A 19636-nucleotide genomic window follows, 5' to 3' on the forward strand; every position below is an offset into this window, starting at 1 on the left:
ACCACACCATGGTGAGGACAGGCAATGAGACACACATGGCACAGGGTCCAGGGGGGACCACTCATCATTTTCAGTCTGACCGTCTTGCTGGTGGTGCTGCTGGGCCTGCTGGCCGGGCAACCTGTCCGGGCCGAACCGCCCAGGCAGGGCGGGCCAGAAGATCATTCGGGGCAGCGTTGCGCGGATTGCCACCTGGACTATAAGGACCTGTGGGCTACCGGCGCGCATGCCATCGCCTATGAGCGCGAATCATTTCAGGCCGCCTGGGCTGCCACCAACAACAACCCGGATTGTCTGCTCTGCCATACCACTAACTACCAGCCGCATTCCGGCCAGTACCTGCAGGAAAACGTCCAGTGCGAGGCTTGCCATGGCCTGACGCCCGCCGACCACCCGCCGGCGGATTTTGTGATCAACCGCACGCCAAGCGCCTGCGGAAACTGCCATACCGTAACCTTTGACGAGTGGCGGCGCAGCCCGCACGCCTTCACCGAGGATATGGGCACGGTAGCCTGCTCTACCTGCCACAACCCGCACGGTCAGAACCTGCGCTTCGATACGACCAACCAGCTCTGCCTGAACTGCCACAAATCGGCGCCCAATACCTATGTCCACCTGACGCACAACGAGGTCGACTTCGCCAACGTGGAAGTCACCTGTGGCAGCTGCCACATGTACCGTTCCCGCGATGACGAGCAGCATCGCATCCCCGACCACACCATGACCGTCGAGACCGTGCCCTGCACCGAATGCCACGAGGCGCTTTCCATCCAGGGCAATGTGCCGCTGCTCGTTGATGTTGACACGGCGCTGGCTGAGGAGCGCGACCGGTTGCGCGTGCAGGTCGCCGAGTTGCAGGCCGCGCTGGAAGAGAAGGCGGAAACCCCGGCCACGACTGGTACGAATTTCGTGCAACTGACCCAGGGCCTGATCGTCGGGCTGGGCCTGGGGCTGACCCTGTTCTGGGTCCTGAGCCGCCGCGAGAACAATAACAACGGCAACAACCGGAAGAAGTCCTGACGGGAGCTACCTATGAGCGACAACACCCCCACCGTCATCAGCCGCCGCGACCTGATCAAGCTCATGATCGGGTCGGGCGTCTCCGTCGCCGCCGCCGTCGCCCTGGCCGGGCCGCTCACCCCGCTTGTCGAACAACTGGCCAGCGGGCTGGAACGCCGCGCCACCGCCGAAAGCCCCCGCCAGCATCCGCGCTGGGGGATGGTCATCGACCTGAGCAAGTGCATCGGCTGCGAGTACTGCGTCTATGCCTGCCAGGCTACCAATGACACCCGCGATGACATGCGCTGGAACATCCACCTGGTGGACGAAACGCCCACCGGTAAGACGTTCCACATCACCCGTCCATGCCTGCACTGCCAGAATGCGCCGTGCGTGCGGGTCTGCCCGGTCGCGGCGACCTACAACCGGGCAGACGGGCTGGTGGTGATGGACTACAACAAGTGCATTGGCTGCCGCTACTGCCAGGCCGCCTGCCCCTACGGCGCGCGTGTCTTCAACTGGGAGGATCGCGGCGACGAGCCGAATCCGTATGTTCCCTTCTGGGGCACGCCGGAAGTCCCCCGCCGGCCCCGTGGCGTGGTGGAAAAGTGCACCTTCTGCATCCATCGCATTGACGCCGGCGTAGCCCAGGGGCTGGTGCCCGGCATCGACCGCGAGGCCACGCCCGCCTGTGTCAACGCCTGCCCGGTTGGCGCCCGCGCCTTTGGCGACCTCAACGATCCCGAAAGTCCGGTCTCCCGCCTGATCCTCACCCGGCCCACCCTGCGCCTGCGCGAGGATCTGGGCACCGAAGCCAATGTCTACTACATTCCGCCGGAGGGGATGGCGCTATGACCGCTCTCGTGAACTTCGCCCGCCGCTCACCTCTGTATACCGCCTGGATCATCTTCCTGGCATTGCTGCTGGGGATCGGGGTCTTTTCCATCCTGACCGTGCTGGCGCAGGGCCTGGGGATGACCAACCTGACCAATCAGTTGCCCTGGGGGCTGTGGATCACAGTCGATCTGTCTTCGATTGCGCTGGGGGCCGGGGCCTTCACCCTCTCGGCGGCGGTGTACGTGTTCGGCCTCAAGCGGTACGAGGCCATCGCCCGCGCCGCCGTGCTGATCGGCCTGCTGGGTTACACCGGGGCGATGCTGGCCCTGCTGGTGGACATCGGTCGCCCGGATCGCTTCTATCACCCGCTGCTGTTCTGGAATGTGCACTCGGTGCTGTGGGAAATCACGCTGTGCGTCATGTTCTACACCACCGTGCTGGTGATGGAAGTGTTGCCGATCGTGATCGAGAGCACCCCGTTGCGCCAGAATCGCTGGCTGCTGGGGTTGGCCCACCTGCTCCACCGGATCATGCCGGTGGCGGCGCTGTTCGGCATGGCCCTTTCCCTGCTGCACCAGTCCTCGCTGGGCGCGACATACGGCGTGTTGACTGCCCGCCCGGTATGGTTCTCTCCCAGCGCACCGGTGTTGTTCATCCTCTCGGCGGTCGCCGCCGGAATCGGGGCCACAATCGCTTTCACGGTAGTCACGGAAGCCCTGCAAAAGCGCCAGCTTGTCCCGCCAGATGTCCTCAACAATGTGGCCGTGCTGGCCGGGGTAGCCGCCGCGGCCTACCTGTACCTGAAGGTATGGAGCTGGGCAGCCACCAACTACTATTCGCACTCGCCCGCCCTGGAACATGATCTGGAGCTGCTGGGCGAGAACACGCCCTACGGCTTCACCTTCTGGTGGTTCGAGGTGTTACTGGGCGCGCTGGTGCCGATGGTGATCTACCTGTGGCCGCGCACCCGCCGCAGCAAACTGGCCCTCTTTGTGGCCGGAGCGCTGGGCATCCTGGGCGTGATCGTCTACCGCTGGAACATGACGCTGGCCGGGTTTGTCGTGCCGATGGACTGGTCACCGGGCGTGCTGCGCAACCTGGAGGTGGCCACCTACACACCCGCACCCATCGAGTGGGGCGTGGCCATTGGCATCGTCGCTTACTGGCTGCTGGCCTGGAGCCTGGCGGCGCGTTTCCTGCATCTCTACCCGGAAGCTGAAGGCGCAAAGCGTGTAACCGGGCATGCGCCTGCCGAAGCGCACGAGGCCGCCGCACCCGCCCGCTGATTCACGCTATCAGATCGTCTTGCTGGACGCCGGTGAAAGCCCTTGCCATCCCCGGTGTCCTTTTTGATTCGGCTATTATCCCCCACGCTGTACGGACCTGCTGCCGTCAGCTTTCTTCCACCAGTTCGGGGATCAGATCAAAGTGCAAGCCGGCCAGTTCCGCCGGCGGAGGGACGGGCATTGGCTCCTCCCAGCGAACCGGGCGGATGAAGTATCGACCCTTCCGCCCGCTATTGCACAGTTCCAGCGCGTGCAGGTACTCCTGGCGAACGTACTCCGAGGCCGCCGCATGGGCCGACCAGAACAGCTGGAAGATATCCGCTTCCCCGATCAGTTCCAGCAGGCGCGGGTTCCATTCCTCGCCGCTGCGAAGGGTAGTTACATCGCGCAGGTAACGGAAGTTGAAATAACGGCTGGCGCGCTCCACACGCTCCACGATCCGGGTATCCCGGTGGCTGTAGCTGCAGAAGATGGCCTGATAGGGCGAGGCGGTTGCTTCCGCCGGCTGGAAGACTGCCTGGCCGGCCGTCTGGCTGACAAAGACCGACAGCGGCACATCAGCCACTACCACCCCCTCCACCAGAAAGGTGATCCGTCCGTCGGCGCTGGTATCCAGCGGCGCATCCACCGCCCGGAATTCGAAGTCAAAGCGCCGCCAGTCACGGCGGAAGCGGGCGGAAGCCTGCGGCGGGTCGAATTCAAAGCCAGGCAGGTCCGGGATGGTCGTCACCAGGGCCTCTTCCGGGATAGGAGCCAGCGCCTCTCGCACTGTCTCGCGGATGTCGGTGCGCGGGCCAAACTGCGCCTGGGCGTCAGCCCGGACGGCCTCGATCGCAAAGTCCTTGAACAGATAAGCCCGCAGGGGTTGCCAGTTCTGCGGCCTGACTTCGCGGGGATAGTAAGCGGAAAAGCGGATCGGCGCGCCGGGCGCGGCTTCGTCCTCACCGCCATTGCGCCGATGGACGGCTGGCTCCTCTGCAGCGGGTTCAGCGGCAGCCGCTTCTGGCTCCTCATCAGCGGAGGCCGCTGTTTCCTCGACCTCGCGGGCCATCTCCTCCAGCCAGTCAAACGACCCTGGTTCCTTCCCGGCAGGTTCGCCAGCGGCTGGCTCCGGCTCCATCATGGGCGGGACGTTGTCAGCCGGCCCCCCTGGCCTATCCTCCGGGGAAGTGACCTCTTTGAGCCAGGGGGGTAACTCAGCCGGACTCTCGACTTCGACGTCGTCGGAGAAGACCTGTGAGCCGCCCCCGGGCCGATCCGCCTGGCGCATCTGGGTATAGGGTCGGCGGCCGGGTCGTCGAGTACCCCACCCTGGCCGGGTATCCCCCAGCACCGCAGGCAGGCGTGTCAGCAGGGCCAGTACAGCCGCCACCGCCAGCGCGATGATCGGCCCCAATGGCAGCGTTCCCGCTGCCGGTTTTTGCGAAGTCAGCTCCAGGACAAACCAGACCACCGACACGATAAACAGCAACACCGCGATAAACGTCAATAGCAGCCGTTGTCCGCTCATAGCAGCCCCCATCTACCGTGAGATCGGCCGTCTTCCGGACAGGAAGCGACCAGGCTCTGTATGCGGTATCCCGATCATACACCAGCTTGTTCGGACAGACCGGTCTGCGAACTGCCCCGTCGGAGGCCAGCCGCCGGGAGCATTGCCTCAGCGCGAATGTCAGCGAACCAGCAGCAAACGGCGGAAGACAACACATGAAGCCGGGCAAGGGGTGAGACCACAACATCTGCCCGCCTGAGGAGAGCAGGTTAGGGCCTTCATGCATTAGATGGTCTATGCGATCCAACAAAAAAAACGGGACGGGGGTGTTCCCCGTCCCGTTGTCAGCACGCCCGACAAGCTTAATTATGACTGGTGCTGGCTGTGTTCAGGCAGCGGATCAGCGCCGACTCTGCCCCTTCAGCATACTGGAAGTTTGGCCCCAGACCGTGGCTGGCGCAGACCTCCATGGTGGTCATGTGTGAGGCGCTGACGCTGGCGGCGATGGCCAGGCTGCTCAGCAGCGCGATGACCAGCAGGAGGATGACCAGTTTGCGGGATGGCAATTTGTGACTCATGCAGTCGTTCCTTTTCAAATTAATGAGATATTGCAGGTCTAAATCCTTATATTATCATAATTCTTTATTTTCTCTTGTCAACATTGTGAATAGCTTCACACCCCCCTCTCGTCAAAGCACCCGGCGGATGCAGGCAAAGATTAGCAGTGGCCGGTCTGCTCCAGACGCCGGGGAAACCAGGCAAGGGGGAGCCTCCCGCCTGCCCGGCCTCTCCGCCCTGCTTCCCCATTTCCCGGCCTTGCGGGACGATAGCCCATTTGTTCGACTTTCCGTATAATAGAGGCACAATCGCGACCCTGTGGAGCCATGCGAGTGAGCGCCATGACCCAGACCCTCGCCGAGCGCGCCGCCGAACTGCGCGCCCAGATCAACTATCACAACTACCGCTACTTTGTTCTCAATGACCCGGTGATCAGCGACCCGGAATACGACGCCCTGCTGGCCGAACTGGAAGCCATCGAGGCTGAATACCCCGAACTGATCACGCCCGATTCGCCCACCCAGCGGGCCGGTTCCGACCTGCAACCGGAATTCCGCAAGGTGACTCACCCGGCCCTGATCGGCAGCCTGGCCAAAGCTTTCGACGCCGACGAGATCCGCGCCTGGCGGGAGCGCATCGGCAAGTTGTTGCCGCCCGGCCTACGCCTGGACTACACGCTGGAACCCAAGCTGGACGGCCTGTCCGTCGTGCTGACCTACGAGAATGGCCTGTTGACGCTGGCCGCGACGCGCGGCGATGGCCTGGTCGGCGACGATGTCACGCCCAACGTGCGCACCATCCCCACTGTGCCGTTGCGCCTGCCGGTCATGCCGGATGGCCCGCGCCCGCCTTCGCGGCTGGTGGTGCGCGGGGAGGCGTTCATCCCGCTTTCAGCCTTTGAGCAACTCAACGCCCGTCAGCGCGAACTGGGCGAGCCACCCTTCATCAACCCGCGCAATGCCGCCAGCGGCGCGCTGAAAAACAAAGACCCGCGCGTAACCGCCGCCCGCCCATTGCGCGTCTTTGTCTACGGCATCGTGGCCGCCTCCAGCGATGATCACATCCCCTCTACTCAGTGGGAACAACTACAGTACCTGAAGGCGCTGGGCTTCCTGGAACCGTATATGGAATACTACGACGACCTGGAAGCCCTGATCGCGGCCATCCCGGCCTGGCAAGCTCGCCGGGCCACCCTGGACTACGAGATCGACGGGCTGGTGATCAAGATCAACAATCTGGCGCTGTGGGACGCGCTGGGCGTCGTCGGCAACAAGAACCCGCGTGCGGCCATTGCCTACAAGTTCCCGGCGGAAGAAGGTACAACCCGCCTGATCGACGTCAAGTTCAGCATCGGGCGGACGGGTGTGCTCAAACCAACGGCGGTGGTGGAGCCGGTCTTTGTGGGCGGCACGACCATCCGCAATGTCACCCTGCACAACTTCGACTGGATCGCCGAAAAAGACATCCGCCTGGGCGATGTGGTGATCGTCCGCCGCGCCGGGGATGTGATCCCCTACATCGAAGGCCCCGTGCCGGAGGAGCGCGATGGCTCCGAGCGCCCGATCCAGCCCCCGGAGACCTGTCCATTCTCCGGCGATCCAGTCGTGCGCCCGGAGGGGATGGTCGATTACTTCTGCTCGAACCCGTACTGCCCGGAGCGTGTCTTCCGCAGCCTGGAATTCTTTGTCAGCCGCGGTGCGCTGGACATCGAAGGGCTGGGCACGCGCACAGTCAAGCAGCTGATGGACGAAGGGTTGATCCATGACGAAGCCGACATCTTCACGCTAAGGGCGGAAGACCTGCTCAAGCTGGAAGGTTTTGCGGAAAAGAAGGTGGAAAACCTGCTGGCCGGCATTGAAGCGGCCAAGCATCGCCCGCTGGCCCGCGTGATCACGGCGCTGGGCATCGAAGGCGTGGGCGAGATCATGGCCGGGACGCTGGCCGATGAGTTCGGCAGTATCGACGCGCTCGCCGCCGCCTCGGTGGAAGATCTGCTGCAGATCGAAGGGGTTGGACCGAACATCGCCCAGGCCATCCACGACTGGTTCCGCGACGAATTCCACCAGCGCCTGATCGCCAAACTGCGCGCGGCAGGGGTCCGCCTGGAAAAGGAACCGGCCCCAACCGGCCAGGGCAGCACGGCGCTGGCCGGGCTGACCTTCGTCATCACCGGGACCCTGCCCACGCTCAAACGCGAGGAAGCCAAGGCCCTGATCCAGCTGCATGGCGGCAAAGTCACCGACAGTGTCAGCAAAAAAACCGATTACCTGCTGGCCGGGGAGGCCGCAGGCAGTAAGCTGGACAAAGCGCAGCAGCTTGGCATCCCGATCATCGACGAGGAGAGCCTGCAGCGGATGATCGCGGCCAGAACAGGCGCCGGATAAGGCGCGGAAGTACCGCCGCTCGCGGCCTGTCGTCTCGCCGCCACAGCCACAGGCGAGGCTTGCCTGCCCCGGCGGATTTGTGCTTGCCGCCCGTCCAAATCTGCGCTAATGTAGCCAGCTATCCTCGCCATCTACCGTGGATTCCTGGGCCATGATCAGCGGTACAGTCTTCGACATCAGGCGCTTCTCCCTTCACGATGGGCCGGGCATCCGTACCACGGTCTTCTTCAAGGGCTGCAGCCTGCGCTGCTGGTGGTGCCATAACCCGGAAAGCCAGCGTCCGCGCCCGGAACTCATCTTGCGCCCGGAACGATGCATCGCCTGCGGGGCCTGCGTCGAAGCCTGTCCTGTCGGGGCGATCCGGGCCAACGGCCAGGGCTATGTCACCGACCGCGCCCTCTGTGACGACTGCGGGGCGTGCGTCGCTGCCTGCTACGCCGACGCGCGGGAGATGGTAGGCCGCACCATGACTGTCGCTGAGGTCATGGCCGAAGTTCTGCGCGATACCGCCTTTTACGAGGGGGAAGGCGGGGTGACCGTTTCCGGCGGGGAGCCGCTGCTCCAGCCGGAATTCCTGCTGGCGCTGCTGCAAGCCTGCAAAGCCCGCGATCTGCATACCGCGCTGGACACCTGCGGCTATGCTCCCCCAGAGGCGCTTGAGCGCGTCCGCGAGTATGTTGATCTCTTCCTCTACGACCTCAAGCTAATGGATAGCGAGCGCCACCGCCGCTTCACCGGTGCAGACAACGAACTCATTCTGCACAACCTGGAACGGTTGGCGGCTGCCGGGAGCCGCATCATCATCCGCGTCCCGGTCATCCCCGGCCTGAACGACGATCCCGCTGACATCGCCGCGATCGGGGAATATGTCAGCGCGCTGCCGGCCGTCAAGCAGGTTGACCTGCTGCCTTACCACCGCATGGGGGCCGATAAATACGCCCGCCTGGCCCGCCCTGATCCACTGCCGCCGACTGACCCGCCCCCGGCAGCGCACATGGCCGAATTGCAACGCCGGCTGGAGGCCTGCGGCCTGGCCGTCAAAATAGGAGGATGACGCCTATGCCCATGACCGAACGTGTCGCCCGGCTCCGCCAGCGCAGCCTGGAAGCCCGGCCCACCCTCTCCCCGGAGCGCGCCCTGCTGATGACCCGCTTCTACCAGCAGGAGACCGAGCGGTGCTCCGTCCCGGTACAGCGGGCGCGAGCTTTCGCCTACCTGCTGGAGCACAAGGCCATCTGCATCCAGGACGACGAGCTGATTGTCGGGGAAAAGGGTCCAGCCCCCAAAGCCACCCCCACCTACCCGGAGCTATGCTGCCATTCGCTGGCCGACCTAGATATCCTTAACACGCGGGAGAAAATCTCGTTCGCCGTCAGGCCGGAGACCTTCCAGCTTTACGCGGATGAGATCATCCCCTTCTGGCGGGGCAAAACCATGCGGGAGATGATCCTGCGGGAGATGACGCCGGAATGGATCGCCGCGTATGAGGCGGGCGTCTTCACCGAGTTCATGGAGCAACGCTCTCCCGGCCACACCGTGCTGGACGACAAGATTTATCACAAAGGCATGCTGGACTTCATCGCCGAGATCGACGCTCGCCTGGCCAGCCTGGATTACCTGAATGACCCGCAGGCCTACGCCCGCCAGGAGCAACTCAAGGCGATGCGCATCGCCGCGCAGGCGCTGATTCGCTTTGCGGAGCGGCACGCCGAACGCGCCCGCGAGCTGGCCGCGCAGACCGCCGATCTGCGCCGCAAGCAGGAACTGGAGCGCATCGCTGCCGTCTGCGAGCATGTTCCGGCTCATCCCCCCCGCGATTTCTGGGAGGCGCTGCAATACTACTGGTTTGTGCATCTGGGCGTGACCACCGAACTCAATCCGTGGGACGCTTTCAACCCCGGACGGCTTGACCAGCACCTGGAGCCTTTCTACCGGCAGGGCCTGGCCGACGGCACACTCACCCGCGAGATGGCTGAGGAGTTGCTGCACTGCTTCTGGATCAAGTTCAATAACCAGCCCGCCCCGCCCAAGGTCGGCGTGACCGCTGCCGAGAGCAGCACCTATACCGACTTCGCCCAGATCAACCTGGGCGGCCTGAAGCCCGACGGCTCCGATGGCGTCAACGAAGTCACCTACCTGCTGCTGGATGTGATCGAGGAGATGCGCCTGCTGCAGCCCAGTTCGTCGATCCAGGTCAGCAAGAAAAGCCCAGATCGCTTCATCAAGCGGGCCGCGCGGATCATCCGCACCGGCTTCGGGCAGCCGTCGATCTTCAACACCGATGCTGTCATTCAGGAGATGATCCGCGCCGGGAAGTCGATCATCGACGCCCGCAACGGTGGCACCAGCGGCTGCGTGGAAACCGGCGCCTTTGGCAAAGAGAACTACAACCTGACCGGTTACTTCAACCTGCCCAAAGTGCTGGAGATCACCCTGCATAACGGCGTCGACCCGCGTACGGGAAAGCGCATCGGACTGGAAACCGGCGACCCGCGCCACTTCACCAGCTTTGAAGAGCTTTTCGCCGCCTTTGAGCGCCAGCTCCGTTACTTCATCGACATCAAGATTCGCGGCAATAACGTTATCGAGCGGCTGTACGCCACGTATATGCCCGCACCGTTCCTCTCCCTGCTAATCGACGACTGCATCGCCACCGGCAAGGACTACCACGATGGCGGGGCGCGCTACAACACCTCGTACATCCAGGGTGTAGGGCTGGGGTCGATCACCGATTCGCTGGCCGCCCTCAAATACCATGTCTTCGAGCAGCGCACGTTCTCGATGGACGCCCTGCTGGCCATCCTGGCCGAGGACTTTGAAGGCCATCAGCGCGAGCGGCAGCTCCTGCTCAACCGCACACCCAAGTACGGCAACGATGACGACTACGCCGATGCGATTATGGTGCGCGTGTTTGAGGCCTATTTCAACGCCATTGACGGGCGGCCCAACACCCGGGGCGGGCGCTATTGCATCGACCTGCTGCCCACCACCTGTCACGTTTACTTCGGCTCCGTGATCGGCGCGTTGCCGGATGGCCGCCGGGCCTGGCAGCCGCTTTCAGAAGGCATCTCGCCGGTACAGGGCATGGACCGCCACGGCCCGACCGCCGTGCTGCGTTCCGCGGCCAAGATGGATCACGTGCGCACCGGCGGCACACTGCTCAACCAGCGCTTCACGCCACAGGTGCTGGCCAGCGATGACGACCTAGACAAACTGGTGCAGCTGGTGCGGACGTACTTCCGGATGGATGGGCACCACATTCAGTTCAACGTGGTCGATTCGGCCACACTGCGGGACGCCCAGCAGCACCCGGAGCAGTACCGCGACCTGATCGTGCGTGTCGCCGGCTACAGCGACTATTTCTGCGATCTGGGCCGGGCGCTGCAGGACGAGATCATCGCCCGTACCGCCCATGAGGCGCTGGCCTGACGCCTGTTTCGCCTATCCGGGCTGCTAATCCTGCCGCCCCGTCGCATGGCCCGGTTCGTCCGCTGCGGCGGGGCGGACGATTCTACCCTTGAGCGAGCGCCCTGCTGGCCTTACAATCGCCGCGTATGATCGCCCGCCAGCCACAGGGAGGCCCCACATGGCCCTCAACGTCTTCGACATTCTGATCCTGATCGCCCGGCCTGCCGCCGGCAAGAGCGAGATCATCGACTTCCTCAAGCACATCCCGTTTGAGGAGCGCGCCCGCCGCTTTCACATCGGCGGCTTCCGCGAGATCGACGACTTCCCCATGCTGTGGGCCTGGCTGGAGGAGGATGACATCCTGGAGCGGCTGGGCCATCCCCGCCTGCACACGACGCCAGAGGGCTACTTTGTGGACAACGTCCTGTGGCATGTGCTGATCGAGCGGATCAGTCTGGAATACGCCCGTCTGCTGCGCGACTTCCCGACTTTCCACGAGCAGAACACCGTGATCATCGAGTTCGCGCGCGGAGCAGAACACGGCGGCTTTGCCGCGGCCTTCCAGCACCTCTCAGATGACATCCTGCGGCGGGCGGCAGTGCTATACATTGACGTGAGCTATGCCGAATCGCAGCGCAAGAACCGCCGCCGTTTCAACCCTGACCGCCCGGACAGCATTCTGCAGCACGCCCTGCCGGACTCCAAGCTGGAGCGCCTGTACAAAGAGAGCGACTGGGCGGCTTTCAGCGCCGCTGATCCATACTGGCTGACCGTGAAAGGGTTCCGCGTGCCCTATGTCGTCTTTGAGAACGAGGACGACGTGACCAGTGGCCCACCCGGTCCGCTGGCCGCCCGGCTGGAGACATGCCTGGCCGCCCTGTGGGACCTCTACCGGACATGCTGATAGGTCGCTGACGCGCGGGTGCGCCCGATCATTGTCAACTGCGCCCTGGATAGGTACAATTTGAGGCAGGAACGCACGCCAATCTGGCCCGCGACGCGGTTGCCCGGCGAAGCAGTCAGGTTTTCGCCCTATCGTTTTTTGCGGGTTTGAGCAGTTGAGGGCACGCCTTGTTCAACCACGAGGCTGAAGCACGGGCGTTTACCATTGGTGATCTGCCCCTGATCCAACGCCTCAAAGCGCGCGGCATCAGCATGGACAGTGCGAGTTACCTGTCGCGCGGGCTGCATACCCTGAGTGACGCCACGCTGTCCCGGCTGCCCCTGGGCCACTTTGGCACCCCAACGGTGGTCGTCCGCTACGCCGGGGAGCGGGCCTTCGGGCAGCTACGGCATGAGCCAGGCAGCCCTGATGCGCACATCGTTTTTGTCGCGCCAGCCCTCCCGGAGGAATACACACCCGGCCAGGAAAGCGTCTGGTTGCTGTTGTTGGATACGCTGCTGCAAACCGCCGGGGCGCGCGGAGCGCATAACCTGCACGCCGAAGTCGACGAAAACAGCGCAGTCTTTGAGGCCCTGCGCCGGGCCGGGTTCGCCTCCTACGCCCGGCAGGATATCTGGCGGCGTGATCCGCGCCCGCTGCCACAGCCCCGACCGGCGGTCATCCTGCATCCGGCGACGGCCAGCGATGCTGCGGCCATCCGTTTCCTGCACGCGCAGACCGTCCCACGGCTGGCTCACAAAGCCGATCCAGTGCCGGATACGCAGGGGCTGGTTTACATGGCCGGGGGCGAGGTGCGGGCTTACCTGGCGGTCAGCGCCGGTGCGCGGGGCATCTATGTCAAGCCGTACCTGCTGCTGGAGGATACCGCCACTGCCGTGCAGGTCTTCGCGGCGCTGTTGTGGGCGCTGGAACGCGCGGAACGCCTGCCGGTCTACTGCTGCGTGCGCCAGTATCAGGGCTGGTTGAGCGGGGTGCTGACCGACCTGGGGTTTGCACCCTGGGCGCGCCAGACGGTGCTTGTCCGCCACACCGCGGCGCGGATCGAGCATCCGGCTTTCGCGCCGCTGCCGTCCGTTCACGGGAGTATGCACCTGCCCGGCAGGCCGACCAGCCGTTGCTGAGCCGCCCGCTGGCGTGCACCGGAATGAGTCCGTTGTAATGTAATACTGGCCGGAGCAGGGTGACCGGCTAAGAAAGTGTGGAGCACGTTGGAACGCCGGATTACTGACGACCTGGAAAAACTGCGGGGTGTCCTGCCGACCGCCATCCGCTACCGTCTGGATGAGCTGGGCCGCCCCGATGACCTGCTGGAGATTATCCTGGACCTGGGGCGCATCCCGACCGCCCGCTTCGTTGACGGCGAATACCCGCTTTCCGATCAAGAAGTCACGCCGGTCATGATCGAGTATGTCGTCGAGCGGCTGGGTGACTTCGACCTGGACAACCGCGCCGGGATTGAGCGCACGCTGCACCGCATCAGCGCCATCCGCAACCGCCGCAACGAGGTGGTCGGGCTGACCTGCCGCGTGGGTCGCGCCGTCTACGGCACCATCGACATCATCCAGGACCTGATCGAAAGCGGCAAGAGCCTGCTGATCCTCGGCCCGCCCGGCGTGGGCAAGACGACCATGCTGCGGGAGGCGGCGCGTGTCCTGGCGGAGAAGAAGCGCGTCGTGATTGTCGACACCAGCAACGAGATCGGCGGCGATGGCGACGTGCCACACCCGGCGGTGGGGCGTGCCCGCCGCATGCAGGTGGCCCGCCCGGACCTGCAGCACGAAGTCATGATCGAAGCGGTGGAGAACCACAACCCCGAAGTGATCGTGATCGACGAGATTGGCCGTGAGCTGGAGGCGGTGGCCGCCCGGACGATTGCCGAGCGCGGTGTGCAGTTGATCGGCACAGCGCACGGCAACACGCTGGGCAACCTGCTGCTCAACCCGACGCTTTCCGACCTGGTTGGCGGCATCGAATCGGTCACGCTCTCCGATGAGGAAGCACGCCGCCGCGGGACGCAGAAGACCGTCCTGGAGCGCCGTTCGCCGCCGACCTTCGATGTGCTGGTTGAACTGCAGACGCGTGACAGCCTGGTGGTGCATAAGGATGTCGCCGCAGCGGTTGACGCCGCCCTGCGCGGGCGTCCGCTGCCGGTGGAAAAACGGGTCCGCACCCCTAGCGGCGAAATCCGCACGACCACCGAACAGCCGGATTACAGTGCGGTCGCCGCGCCGGAGCGCGAGGGCGGTCGCCGTCCGCGCAATGGCACCGCCCGTTCCCGGCCGGTCTTTGAGCCAGTCCAGGCGGGCGGCAGCCCGCGCGACCTGCCCACGCTGCACGTCTACGTGCATGGCGTGGCCCGCAACCGGCTGCAACAGGCCGCCCGCCGCCTGAACCTGCCGCTGCTGATCGAGACTGATGTCGAACAGGCCCAGGCAGTGCTCACGCTCAAAAACTACTACCGCCGCCGTCCCAAGCTGATTGTGGACGCCGAACGGCGCGGCATGCCGATCTACGTCCTGCGCGCCAATACCGTCACCCAGATGGAGAACTTCCTGATCGACGTCTTCCAGCTGGAACGGCACAGCCAGGACCCGCTGACGGCTGGCCTGCGTGAGGCCGAGGAAGCCATCGCCGAGATCATGACCGGTGCGACAGAGGTCGATCTGGAGCCGCAGCCGCCCTACATCCGGCGGCGGCAGCATGAGCTGGCCCGCCAGGCCAACCTGATCAGCCTCAGCCTGGGCAAGGAACCGCAGCGCCACGTCCGTATCTCCCGCGATACAGGGTAAGCACCCCGCGCCTACCCGCGATGCAGTTGGACCGCCTGCCGGCCTCCTCTTCCATGACCGGTATGCCAGCCGGGCAGGGGAAGAGGAGGCCGCGCCTGAAAAGGGAAATCCCACGTGTTCATCACGTTTGAAGGGCCGGAAGGCTCCGGCAAGACCACCCAGTTTCAGCGCGTTGTTGCCGCCCTGCAGGCCGCCGGGGTGGATGTTCTAGCCACCCGTGAGCCGGGCGGCACGCTCATCGGCGAGCAGGTGCGCGATATCCTGCTCAACCGCCCGGAGGGGGCGGTCATGGCCCCGGAGGCAGAGGCGCTGCTTTTCAGCGCGGCGCGTGCCCAGCACGTCCGGGAGGTGATCCGCCCAGCCCTGGCGGCAGGCCGTACCGTGCTGTGCGACCGCTTCTACGATTCCACGCTGGCCTACCAGGGCTACGGCCACGGACTGGACCTGGCCGCCCTGCGCCAGATCACAGCCTTTGCCACCGGCGGCCTGAAGCCCGATATCACCATCTATCTGGACTGCCCGCCAGAAGTTGGGCTGGGCCGCAAGCAGAGCCAGGCGGAATTGAACCGGCTGGACCGGCTGGCCCTGGATTTTCACCGGCGAGTCTACGCAGGCTACCAGACCATGATGCAACAGGAACCGGAGCGCTGGGTGGCCGTGGACGCCACGCCAGGACCGGACGAAGTCTTCGCCCGGATTACCGCCGCCCTGCATCTGCGCGGCCTGCGACTATAGCTGCGCGGTCTGCATCGTACCTGCCTCCGGGAGCTGTTACCCCATGCGCCTCTTTATCGCCACCGGAATCTTTCACCCTGAACCGGGCGGCCCGGCGACCTACCTGCACGGCCTGCTGCCGGAAGTGCAGGCCGCCGGTCACACCGTGCGCCTGCTGACCTTTGGCGACCCCACCCCCCGCGATGACGAGTACGGCTATCCCGTCCGCCGTATCCCCCGCCGAAGCCGCGCCCTGCGCCCGCTGGCTTACGCGGCCTACGGGCTTGCCGCCCGCCCGCTGCTGGGCTGGGCTGACCTGATCTACCAGCACACGACCGGCCTGCCCCTGTGGGGCGCCGGGCGGCTGCCGCGCGTCCTGAAGATCGTCGGCGACCAGGCCTGGGAGCGTTGCGTCCGGCTGGGGCTGATCCCGGCGATGGAAGACGTGGATGACTTCCAGAGCCGCGCCTATGGCCCTGCCGTCAGCGCGATCAAGGCCCTGCGTAGGCGCGACGTCCGTACCGCTGACCGGGTGATCGTGCCCAGCGAATACCTCAAGCGCATGGTCGTCGGCTGGGGGGTCGCAGAGGAGCGCGTACAGGTGATCTACAACGCCCTGCCCCCGGCAGATCAGGCGCGCCCGACCCTCAGCCAGGCGGAGGCCCGCGCCGCGCTCGGCCTGCCGCTGCGGACGCCTATCCTGCTGTCTGTCGCCCGCCTGACCGCCTGGAAGGGAATTGGCCCGCTGATCCGGGCGGTAGCGGCCCTGCCGGACGTCCGCCTGATCGTGGCCGGGGATGGGCCGCTGCTGGCCGAATTACGGGCAATTGCAGCGGCCAGCGGCGCGGCGGAACGCATCACCCTGGCCGGGCGTATCCCCCGCGAGCAGGTGGCCGTCCTGTTGCGCGCCGCCGACTATACCGTGCTCTACTCCGGCTACGAGGGCCTTTCCCACACGCTGCTGGAGAGCCTGCAGGCCGGGACCCCGGTCATCGCCAGCGCCAAAGGCGGCAATCCGGAGGTAGTGCTGCCGGGCGTTAACGGCTTCCTGGTCCCCCACCGGGATGAACAGGCGCTGGTGGAGACGCTCCGGGCGGCGCTGCAGCCGGGTATGCGGGATCGCCTGGCGGCGGGGACGGGGCAAGGGTTGGAGCGCTTCGCCTGGACGCGGATGGTGGCCGACACGCTGGCCTGCCTGGAGGAAGCGGCTCGCCTGCGCCGCCGTTGACGGGGCAACAAAAACCCCGGTGGGCAGGGCCAACCGGGGCATCAGGCCAGAGCCTAAGGCGCGGGCGTCAGCGATCGCAGTCGCCCAGCACCGGGTCCATCGTGCCGATGATGGCCACCATGTCGCCGATCAGGTGCCCCCTGGCGACCATCGGGATAGCCTGAATGTTGATGAACGAAGGCGTGCGGAAGTGCACACGGTGCGGCTTGTTGGAGCCGTCGCCGCTCAGGTAACAGGCGATCACCCCGCGCGGGCTTTCGATCATGACATGCACTTCGCCTTTGGGAGCCTTAAAGCCTTCCGTCCACAGCTTGAAGTGATGGATGACGGCTTCCATGCTGCGCCCCAGTTCCGAACGCGGGGGCGGCACGAACTTGCGGTTGTCACTGCGGAAGGGGCCTTTGAGCTTTTTCAGGCGGTCGGCGGCCTGGCGGATGATCTTCAGGCTCTCGCGCATCTCCTGGATGCGCACCAGGTAGCGATCGTAGGTATCGCCGTGAATGCCCAGCGGCACGTTGAAGTCGTAGGTCTCGTAGCCGGAATAGGGCACGGCCTTGCGCACGTCGAAATTGACCCCGCTGGCGCGCAGGATGGCCCCGCCCAACCCCATGGCGATGGCATCCTCCGGCGTGATGATACCAATGCCCTGGGTACGGTCGATCCACAACGGGTTGTTGGTGAGCAGCGCTTCGTACTCATCCACGCGAGCCGGGAAGTAATCGAGGAAACGTTCCAGCGCTGGCATGAAGGCCGGCGGCAAATCGCGCCACACACCGCCGGGGCGGATATAAGTGCTCATCATGCGCTGGCCGGAGACAATCTCGAATAGCTCCAGTATCTGCTCGCGCTCGCGGAAGCAGTAGAGCAGCATGCTCATCGCGCCGACATCAATGGCGTGCGTGCCCAGCCAGACCAGATGGCTGTTGAGGCGGGTCAGTTCGGCCATCAGGACGCGGATCACCTGGGCGCGCTCCGGGACATCCAGCTCGACCAGCTTCTCAATAGCCAGACAGAAGACCAGGTTGTTGCTCATGGGAGCCAGGTAGTCCATGCGATCGGTCATGGTGATCGCCTGCTCATAGCGCTTGGCCTCCATGTTTTTCTCAATGCCGGTGTGCAGGTAACCGATGTCCGGCACAGTGTTGATGATGGTTTCGCCTTCCAGTTCCAGCAACAACCGCAACACGCCATGCGTGCTGGGGTGCTGCGGCCCCATGTTGAGGAGCACCGTTTCGCCGGTCAAGGCTCTGGGCGAAACCAGATGCGCCAGGTCCTCCAGCGTGCCTTCCCACTTGATCATCTCCGGGGCAATGGTCATTGGTCGCCTCGCTCCAGGTTAAAGGTTGTCAGTTCCAGGCCGTCAGGTCCGCATTTTCCCGCCACGCCCAGCTCAGGACTCAACACACAACACTACCCCTTGGCGTAGGGCTTGTTCCGTTCGATCTCGTCAAAGTTGAAGGAAAACTGGACCGTTTCGTAACCGAGCGGATAGTCCTTGCGCTGCGGGTGGCCATCCCAGTCCACCGGCATCAGGATGCGTCGCAGGTCGGGGTGGCCGGTGAACGGGATGCCGAACATGTCGTAGACCTCGCGCTCCTGCCAGTTGGCGGTGGGCCAGATCGGCGTCACAGAAGGTACGGCCTCATCCTCGTTCAGCCGCACCTTTAGCCGGAGCTGATGGCCGTAGAGCAGTGAATACAGGTGATAGGCCACCGCGAAGCGCGGCTGCTCCGGCAGGTAATCCACCCCTACCACACTGACCAGGAAGTTGAACAGCAAACCATCACCATCGCGCAGAAAGCGGGCGACTTCAGGCAGCGCAGCGGGAGTTACATATACAGTGGTTTCCCCGCGGAATTCCACCACTTCCTGAATCGCATCCGGGAAGGCCTCCCGCAGGCTGGTTACAGGGTCTCTTTTCGGTTGCATACGTTCCACCTGTCGGCTGTTTCTGTTGTTGCTGGCGGATCAGGGATGCTTACTCAACCCGGATAGACTGAGCCGGCTCGCCGAACCACTTGGAGAGCGGCTCGTTGCGCACCTTTTCATGCAGGGTCAGGATGCCGTGGATGAGTTGTTCCGGGCGGGGCGGGCAGCCGGCCACATAGACGTCAACAGGCAGGATTTCATCCACGCCCTGCACGGTGGCATAGTTGTTGAAAATGCCGCCACAGCTGGCGCAATCGCCCATCGCCAGCACCCACTTGGGTTCGGGCATCTGGTCGTACAGGCGGCGCACGACCGGGGCCATCTTGCGCGTCACGCGCCCGGCCACAATGATCATATCGGCCTGGCGCGGGCTGGGCCGCATCAGTTCCATACCAAAGCGGGAGAGATCGTAGGTGCTGGCCTGGGTACTCATCATCTCAATCGCGCAGCAGGCCAGGCCAAAGCCCAGCGGCCACATGGCGCCGGTCCGCGCCCAGTTGACCATCTCCTCCAGGGTGGTCGTCACAACACCCGGCAGGCCAGTCTTGTTTGGCAGCGATGTCAGTCCCATTGCAAGGCTCCTTTGCGCCAGATGTAAGCATAACCTACCAGCAGGATCGCCGTGAAGATCACCATCTCGATCAGGCCAAAGAGACCCATGCGGCGCATGATAACCGCCCAGGGCAGAAAGAAGATCACTTCTACGTCAAACAGGATGAACATCACGGCAGTCAGGTAGAACTTGACCGGCATGCGCCGCACCGCCGGACCAATAGGGTCCATGCCGCTCTCGTACGGCATCAGCTTGCGCCGGTTGGGGCGGTACGGCCCCAGCAGCCGGGAGAGTACCAGCACCACCGCCGTGAGCAACGTCACCACCAGGATCAGGATGCCAATGGGATAGAAGTCTTGTAACACGGTGCGCTCCTGGATAAATATTGCCCTAACTGGCGAGATTAACACGCGCCGCGCCCTGCGTCAACATGGCACGGCTGTTGCAAAGTCCGGTAGTGTATCTTTCGCGGTTGAAATTCAGATGCCGGTTGAAGGTTGCCCATCTAAGCACCAAATCGCATGTGTATTTTCTCTCAAAATGACACGCGACTTCATT

General features: G+C 64.4%; 17 protein-coding genes. 11 read left to right on the forward strand and 6 right to left on the reverse strand.

Annotation, left to right across the window (positions count from 1 at the left end):
- Nucleotides 1-24: 24 nt before the first annotated feature.
- From HPY64_14135 to nrfD, 3 genes are all read left to right on the forward strand, one after another.
- Nucleotides 25-1020, forward strand: a complete 996-nt coding sequence (locus tag HPY64_14135; protein NPV68276.1) for a hypothetical protein — start codon at nt 25-27, stop codon at nt 1018-1020.
- Nucleotides 1021-1218: 198 nt separating this feature from the next.
- Entirely contained in the window at nt 1219-1854 is a 636-nt protein-coding gene (locus HPY64_14140; protein NPV68277.1) for a 4Fe-4S dicluster domain-containing protein, read from the forward strand.
- Entirely contained in the window at nt 1851-3122 is a 1272-nt protein-coding gene (gene nrfD / locus HPY64_14145) for a polysulfide reductase NrfD (GenBank protein NPV68278.1), read from the forward strand. The genes HPY64_14140 and nrfD overlap by 4 nt, the downstream gene beginning before the upstream one ends.
- Before the next feature lie 106 nt (nt 3123-3228).
- Here the strand turns inward: nrfD and HPY64_14150 are convergent, their stop codons facing one another.
- Nucleotides 3229-4632: a toll/interleukin-1 receptor domain-containing protein gene (locus HPY64_14150; GenBank protein NPV68279.1), complete on the reverse strand. Its 1404-nt coding sequence runs from the start codon at nt 4630-4632 to the stop codon at nt 3229-3231.
- Between the two features lie 341 nt (nt 4633-4973).
- On the reverse strand, nt 4974-5189 hold the full coding sequence (locus tag HPY64_14155; protein NPV68280.1) for a hypothetical protein: 216 nt from the start codon (nt 5187-5189) through the stop codon (nt 4974-4976).
- A 306-nt stretch (nt 5190-5495) separates the two neighbouring features.
- On the opposite strand from HPY64_14155, the gene ligA reads away from it, so the two are divergent.
- The 8 genes from ligA to HPY64_14195 all read left to right on the forward strand — a co-directional run bounded on the left by ligA (nt 5496) and on the right by HPY64_14195 (nt 16596).
- On the forward strand, nt 5496-7553 hold the full coding sequence (ligA, locus tag HPY64_14160; protein NPV68281.1) for an NAD-dependent DNA ligase LigA: 2058 nt from the start codon (nt 5496-5498) through the stop codon (nt 7551-7553).
- Nucleotides 7554-7704: 151 nt separating this feature from the next.
- Nucleotides 7705-8607 carry a glycyl-radical enzyme activating protein gene (locus tag HPY64_14165; GenBank protein NPV68282.1) on the forward strand — a complete coding sequence of 301 codons (903 nt, stop codon included), beginning with the start codon at nt 7705-7707 and terminating at the stop codon, nt 8605-8607.
- A gap of 11 nt (nt 8608-8618) precedes the next feature.
- Entirely contained in the window at nt 8619-10982 is a 2364-nt protein-coding gene (locus HPY64_14170; protein NPV68283.1) for a glycyl radical protein, read from the forward strand.
- A gap of 157 nt (nt 10983-11139) precedes the next feature.
- Nucleotides 11140-11865: a hypothetical protein gene (locus HPY64_14175; GenBank protein NPV68284.1), complete on the forward strand. Its 726-nt coding sequence runs from the start codon at nt 11140-11142 to the stop codon at nt 11863-11865.
- A 167-nt stretch (nt 11866-12032) separates the two neighbouring features.
- Nucleotides 12033-12986: a hypothetical protein gene (locus HPY64_14180; protein ID NPV68285.1), complete on the forward strand. Its 954-nt coding sequence runs from the start codon at nt 12033-12035 to the stop codon at nt 12984-12986.
- A gap of 99 nt (nt 12987-13085) precedes the next feature.
- Nucleotides 13086-14654, forward strand: coding sequence for a Flp pilus assembly complex ATPase component TadA (gene tadA, locus HPY64_14185; GenBank protein ID NPV68286.1), 1569 nt, complete (start codon nt 13086-13088; stop codon nt 14652-14654).
- A gap of 114 nt (nt 14655-14768) precedes the next feature.
- A complete protein-coding gene (locus HPY64_14190; GenBank protein ID NPV68287.1) occupies nt 14769-15389 on the forward strand; it encodes a dTMP kinase in 621 nt (206 codons plus the stop codon).
- A gap of 43 nt (nt 15390-15432) precedes the next feature.
- Complete coding sequence (locus HPY64_14195; GenBank protein NPV68288.1) at nt 15433-16596, forward strand: glycosyltransferase family 4 protein; 1164 nt, start codon at nt 15433-15435, stop codon at nt 16594-16596.
- 67 nt (nt 16597-16663) lie between these two features.
- On the opposite strand, the gene nuoD is transcribed toward HPY64_14195, so the two are convergent.
- From nuoD to HPY64_14215, 4 genes are all read right to left on the reverse strand, one after another.
- Entirely contained in the window at nt 16664-17914 is a 1251-nt protein-coding gene (nuoD, locus tag HPY64_14200) for an NADH dehydrogenase (quinone) subunit D (GenBank protein NPV68289.1), read from the reverse strand.
- 92 nt (nt 17915-18006) lie between these two features.
- The gene (locus HPY64_14205) at nt 18007-18525 is read right to left on the reverse strand and encodes an NADH-quinone oxidoreductase subunit C (protein ID NPV68290.1); all 519 of its coding nucleotides are present in this window, start codon (nt 18523-18525) and stop codon (nt 18007-18009) included.
- Nucleotides 18526-18574: 49 nt separating this feature from the next.
- Nucleotides 18575-19096, reverse strand: coding sequence for an NADH-quinone oxidoreductase subunit B (locus HPY64_14210; protein ID NPV68291.1), 522 nt, complete (start codon nt 19094-19096; stop codon nt 18575-18577).
- A complete protein-coding gene (locus tag HPY64_14215) occupies nt 19087-19443 on the reverse strand; it encodes an NADH-quinone oxidoreductase subunit A (protein ID NPV68292.1) in 357 nt (118 codons plus the stop codon). Before HPY64_14215 ends, HPY64_14210 begins: the two co-directional genes overlap by 10 nt.
- Nucleotides 19444-19636: the final 193 nt, after the last annotated feature.

The sequence above is a fragment of the Anaerolineae bacterium genome, assembly GCA_013178165.1.
In the GTDB taxonomy this organism is placed as follows: domain Bacteria; phylum Chloroflexota; class Anaerolineae; order Aggregatilineales; family Ch27; genus Ch27.

Coding starts and splice junctions, on each gene's coding strand:
- nrfD (NPV68278.1), top strand. CDS start 1,851: ATGACCGCTCTCGTGAACTTCGCCCGCCGCTCACCTCTGTATACCGCC.
- HPY64_14210 (NPV68291.1), bottom strand. CDS start 19,096: ATGGGACTGACATCGCTGCCAAACAAGACTGGCCTGCCGGGTGTTGTG.
- HPY64_14140 (NPV68277.1), top strand. CDS start 1,219: ATGGTCATCGACCTGAGCAAGTGCATCGGCTGCGAGTACTGCGTCTAT.
- HPY64_14205 (NPV68290.1), bottom strand. CDS start 18,525: ATGCAACCGAAAAGAGACCCTGTAACCAGCCTGCGGGAGGCCTTCCCG.
- nuoD (NPV68289.1), bottom strand. CDS start 17,914: ATGACCATTGCCCCGGAGATGATCAAGTGGGAAGGCACGCTGGAGGAC.
- HPY64_14155 (NPV68280.1), bottom strand. CDS start 5,189: ATGAGTCACAAATTGCCATCCCGCAAACTGGTCATCCTCCTGCTGGTC.
- ligA (NPV68281.1), top strand. CDS start 5,496: ATGCGAGTGAGCGCCATGACCCAGACCCTCGCCGAGCGCGCCGCCGAA.
- HPY64_14170 (NPV68283.1), top strand. CDS start 8,619: ATGACCGAACGTGTCGCCCGGCTCCGCCAGCGCAGCCTGGAAGCCCGG.
- HPY64_14135 (NPV68276.1), top strand. CDS start 25: ATGAGACACACATGGCACAGGGTCCAGGGGGGACCACTCATCATTTTC.
- HPY64_14150 (NPV68279.1), bottom strand. CDS start 4,632: ATGAGCGGACAACGGCTGCTATTGACGTTTATCGCGGTGTTGCTGTTT.
- HPY64_14175 (NPV68284.1), top strand. CDS start 11,140: ATGGCCCTCAACGTCTTCGACATTCTGATCCTGATCGCCCGGCCTGCC.
- HPY64_14165 (NPV68282.1), top strand. CDS start 7,705: ATGATCAGCGGTACAGTCTTCGACATCAGGCGCTTCTCCCTTCACGAT.
- HPY64_14195 (NPV68288.1), top strand. CDS start 15,433: ATGCGCCTCTTTATCGCCACCGGAATCTTTCACCCTGAACCGGGCGGC.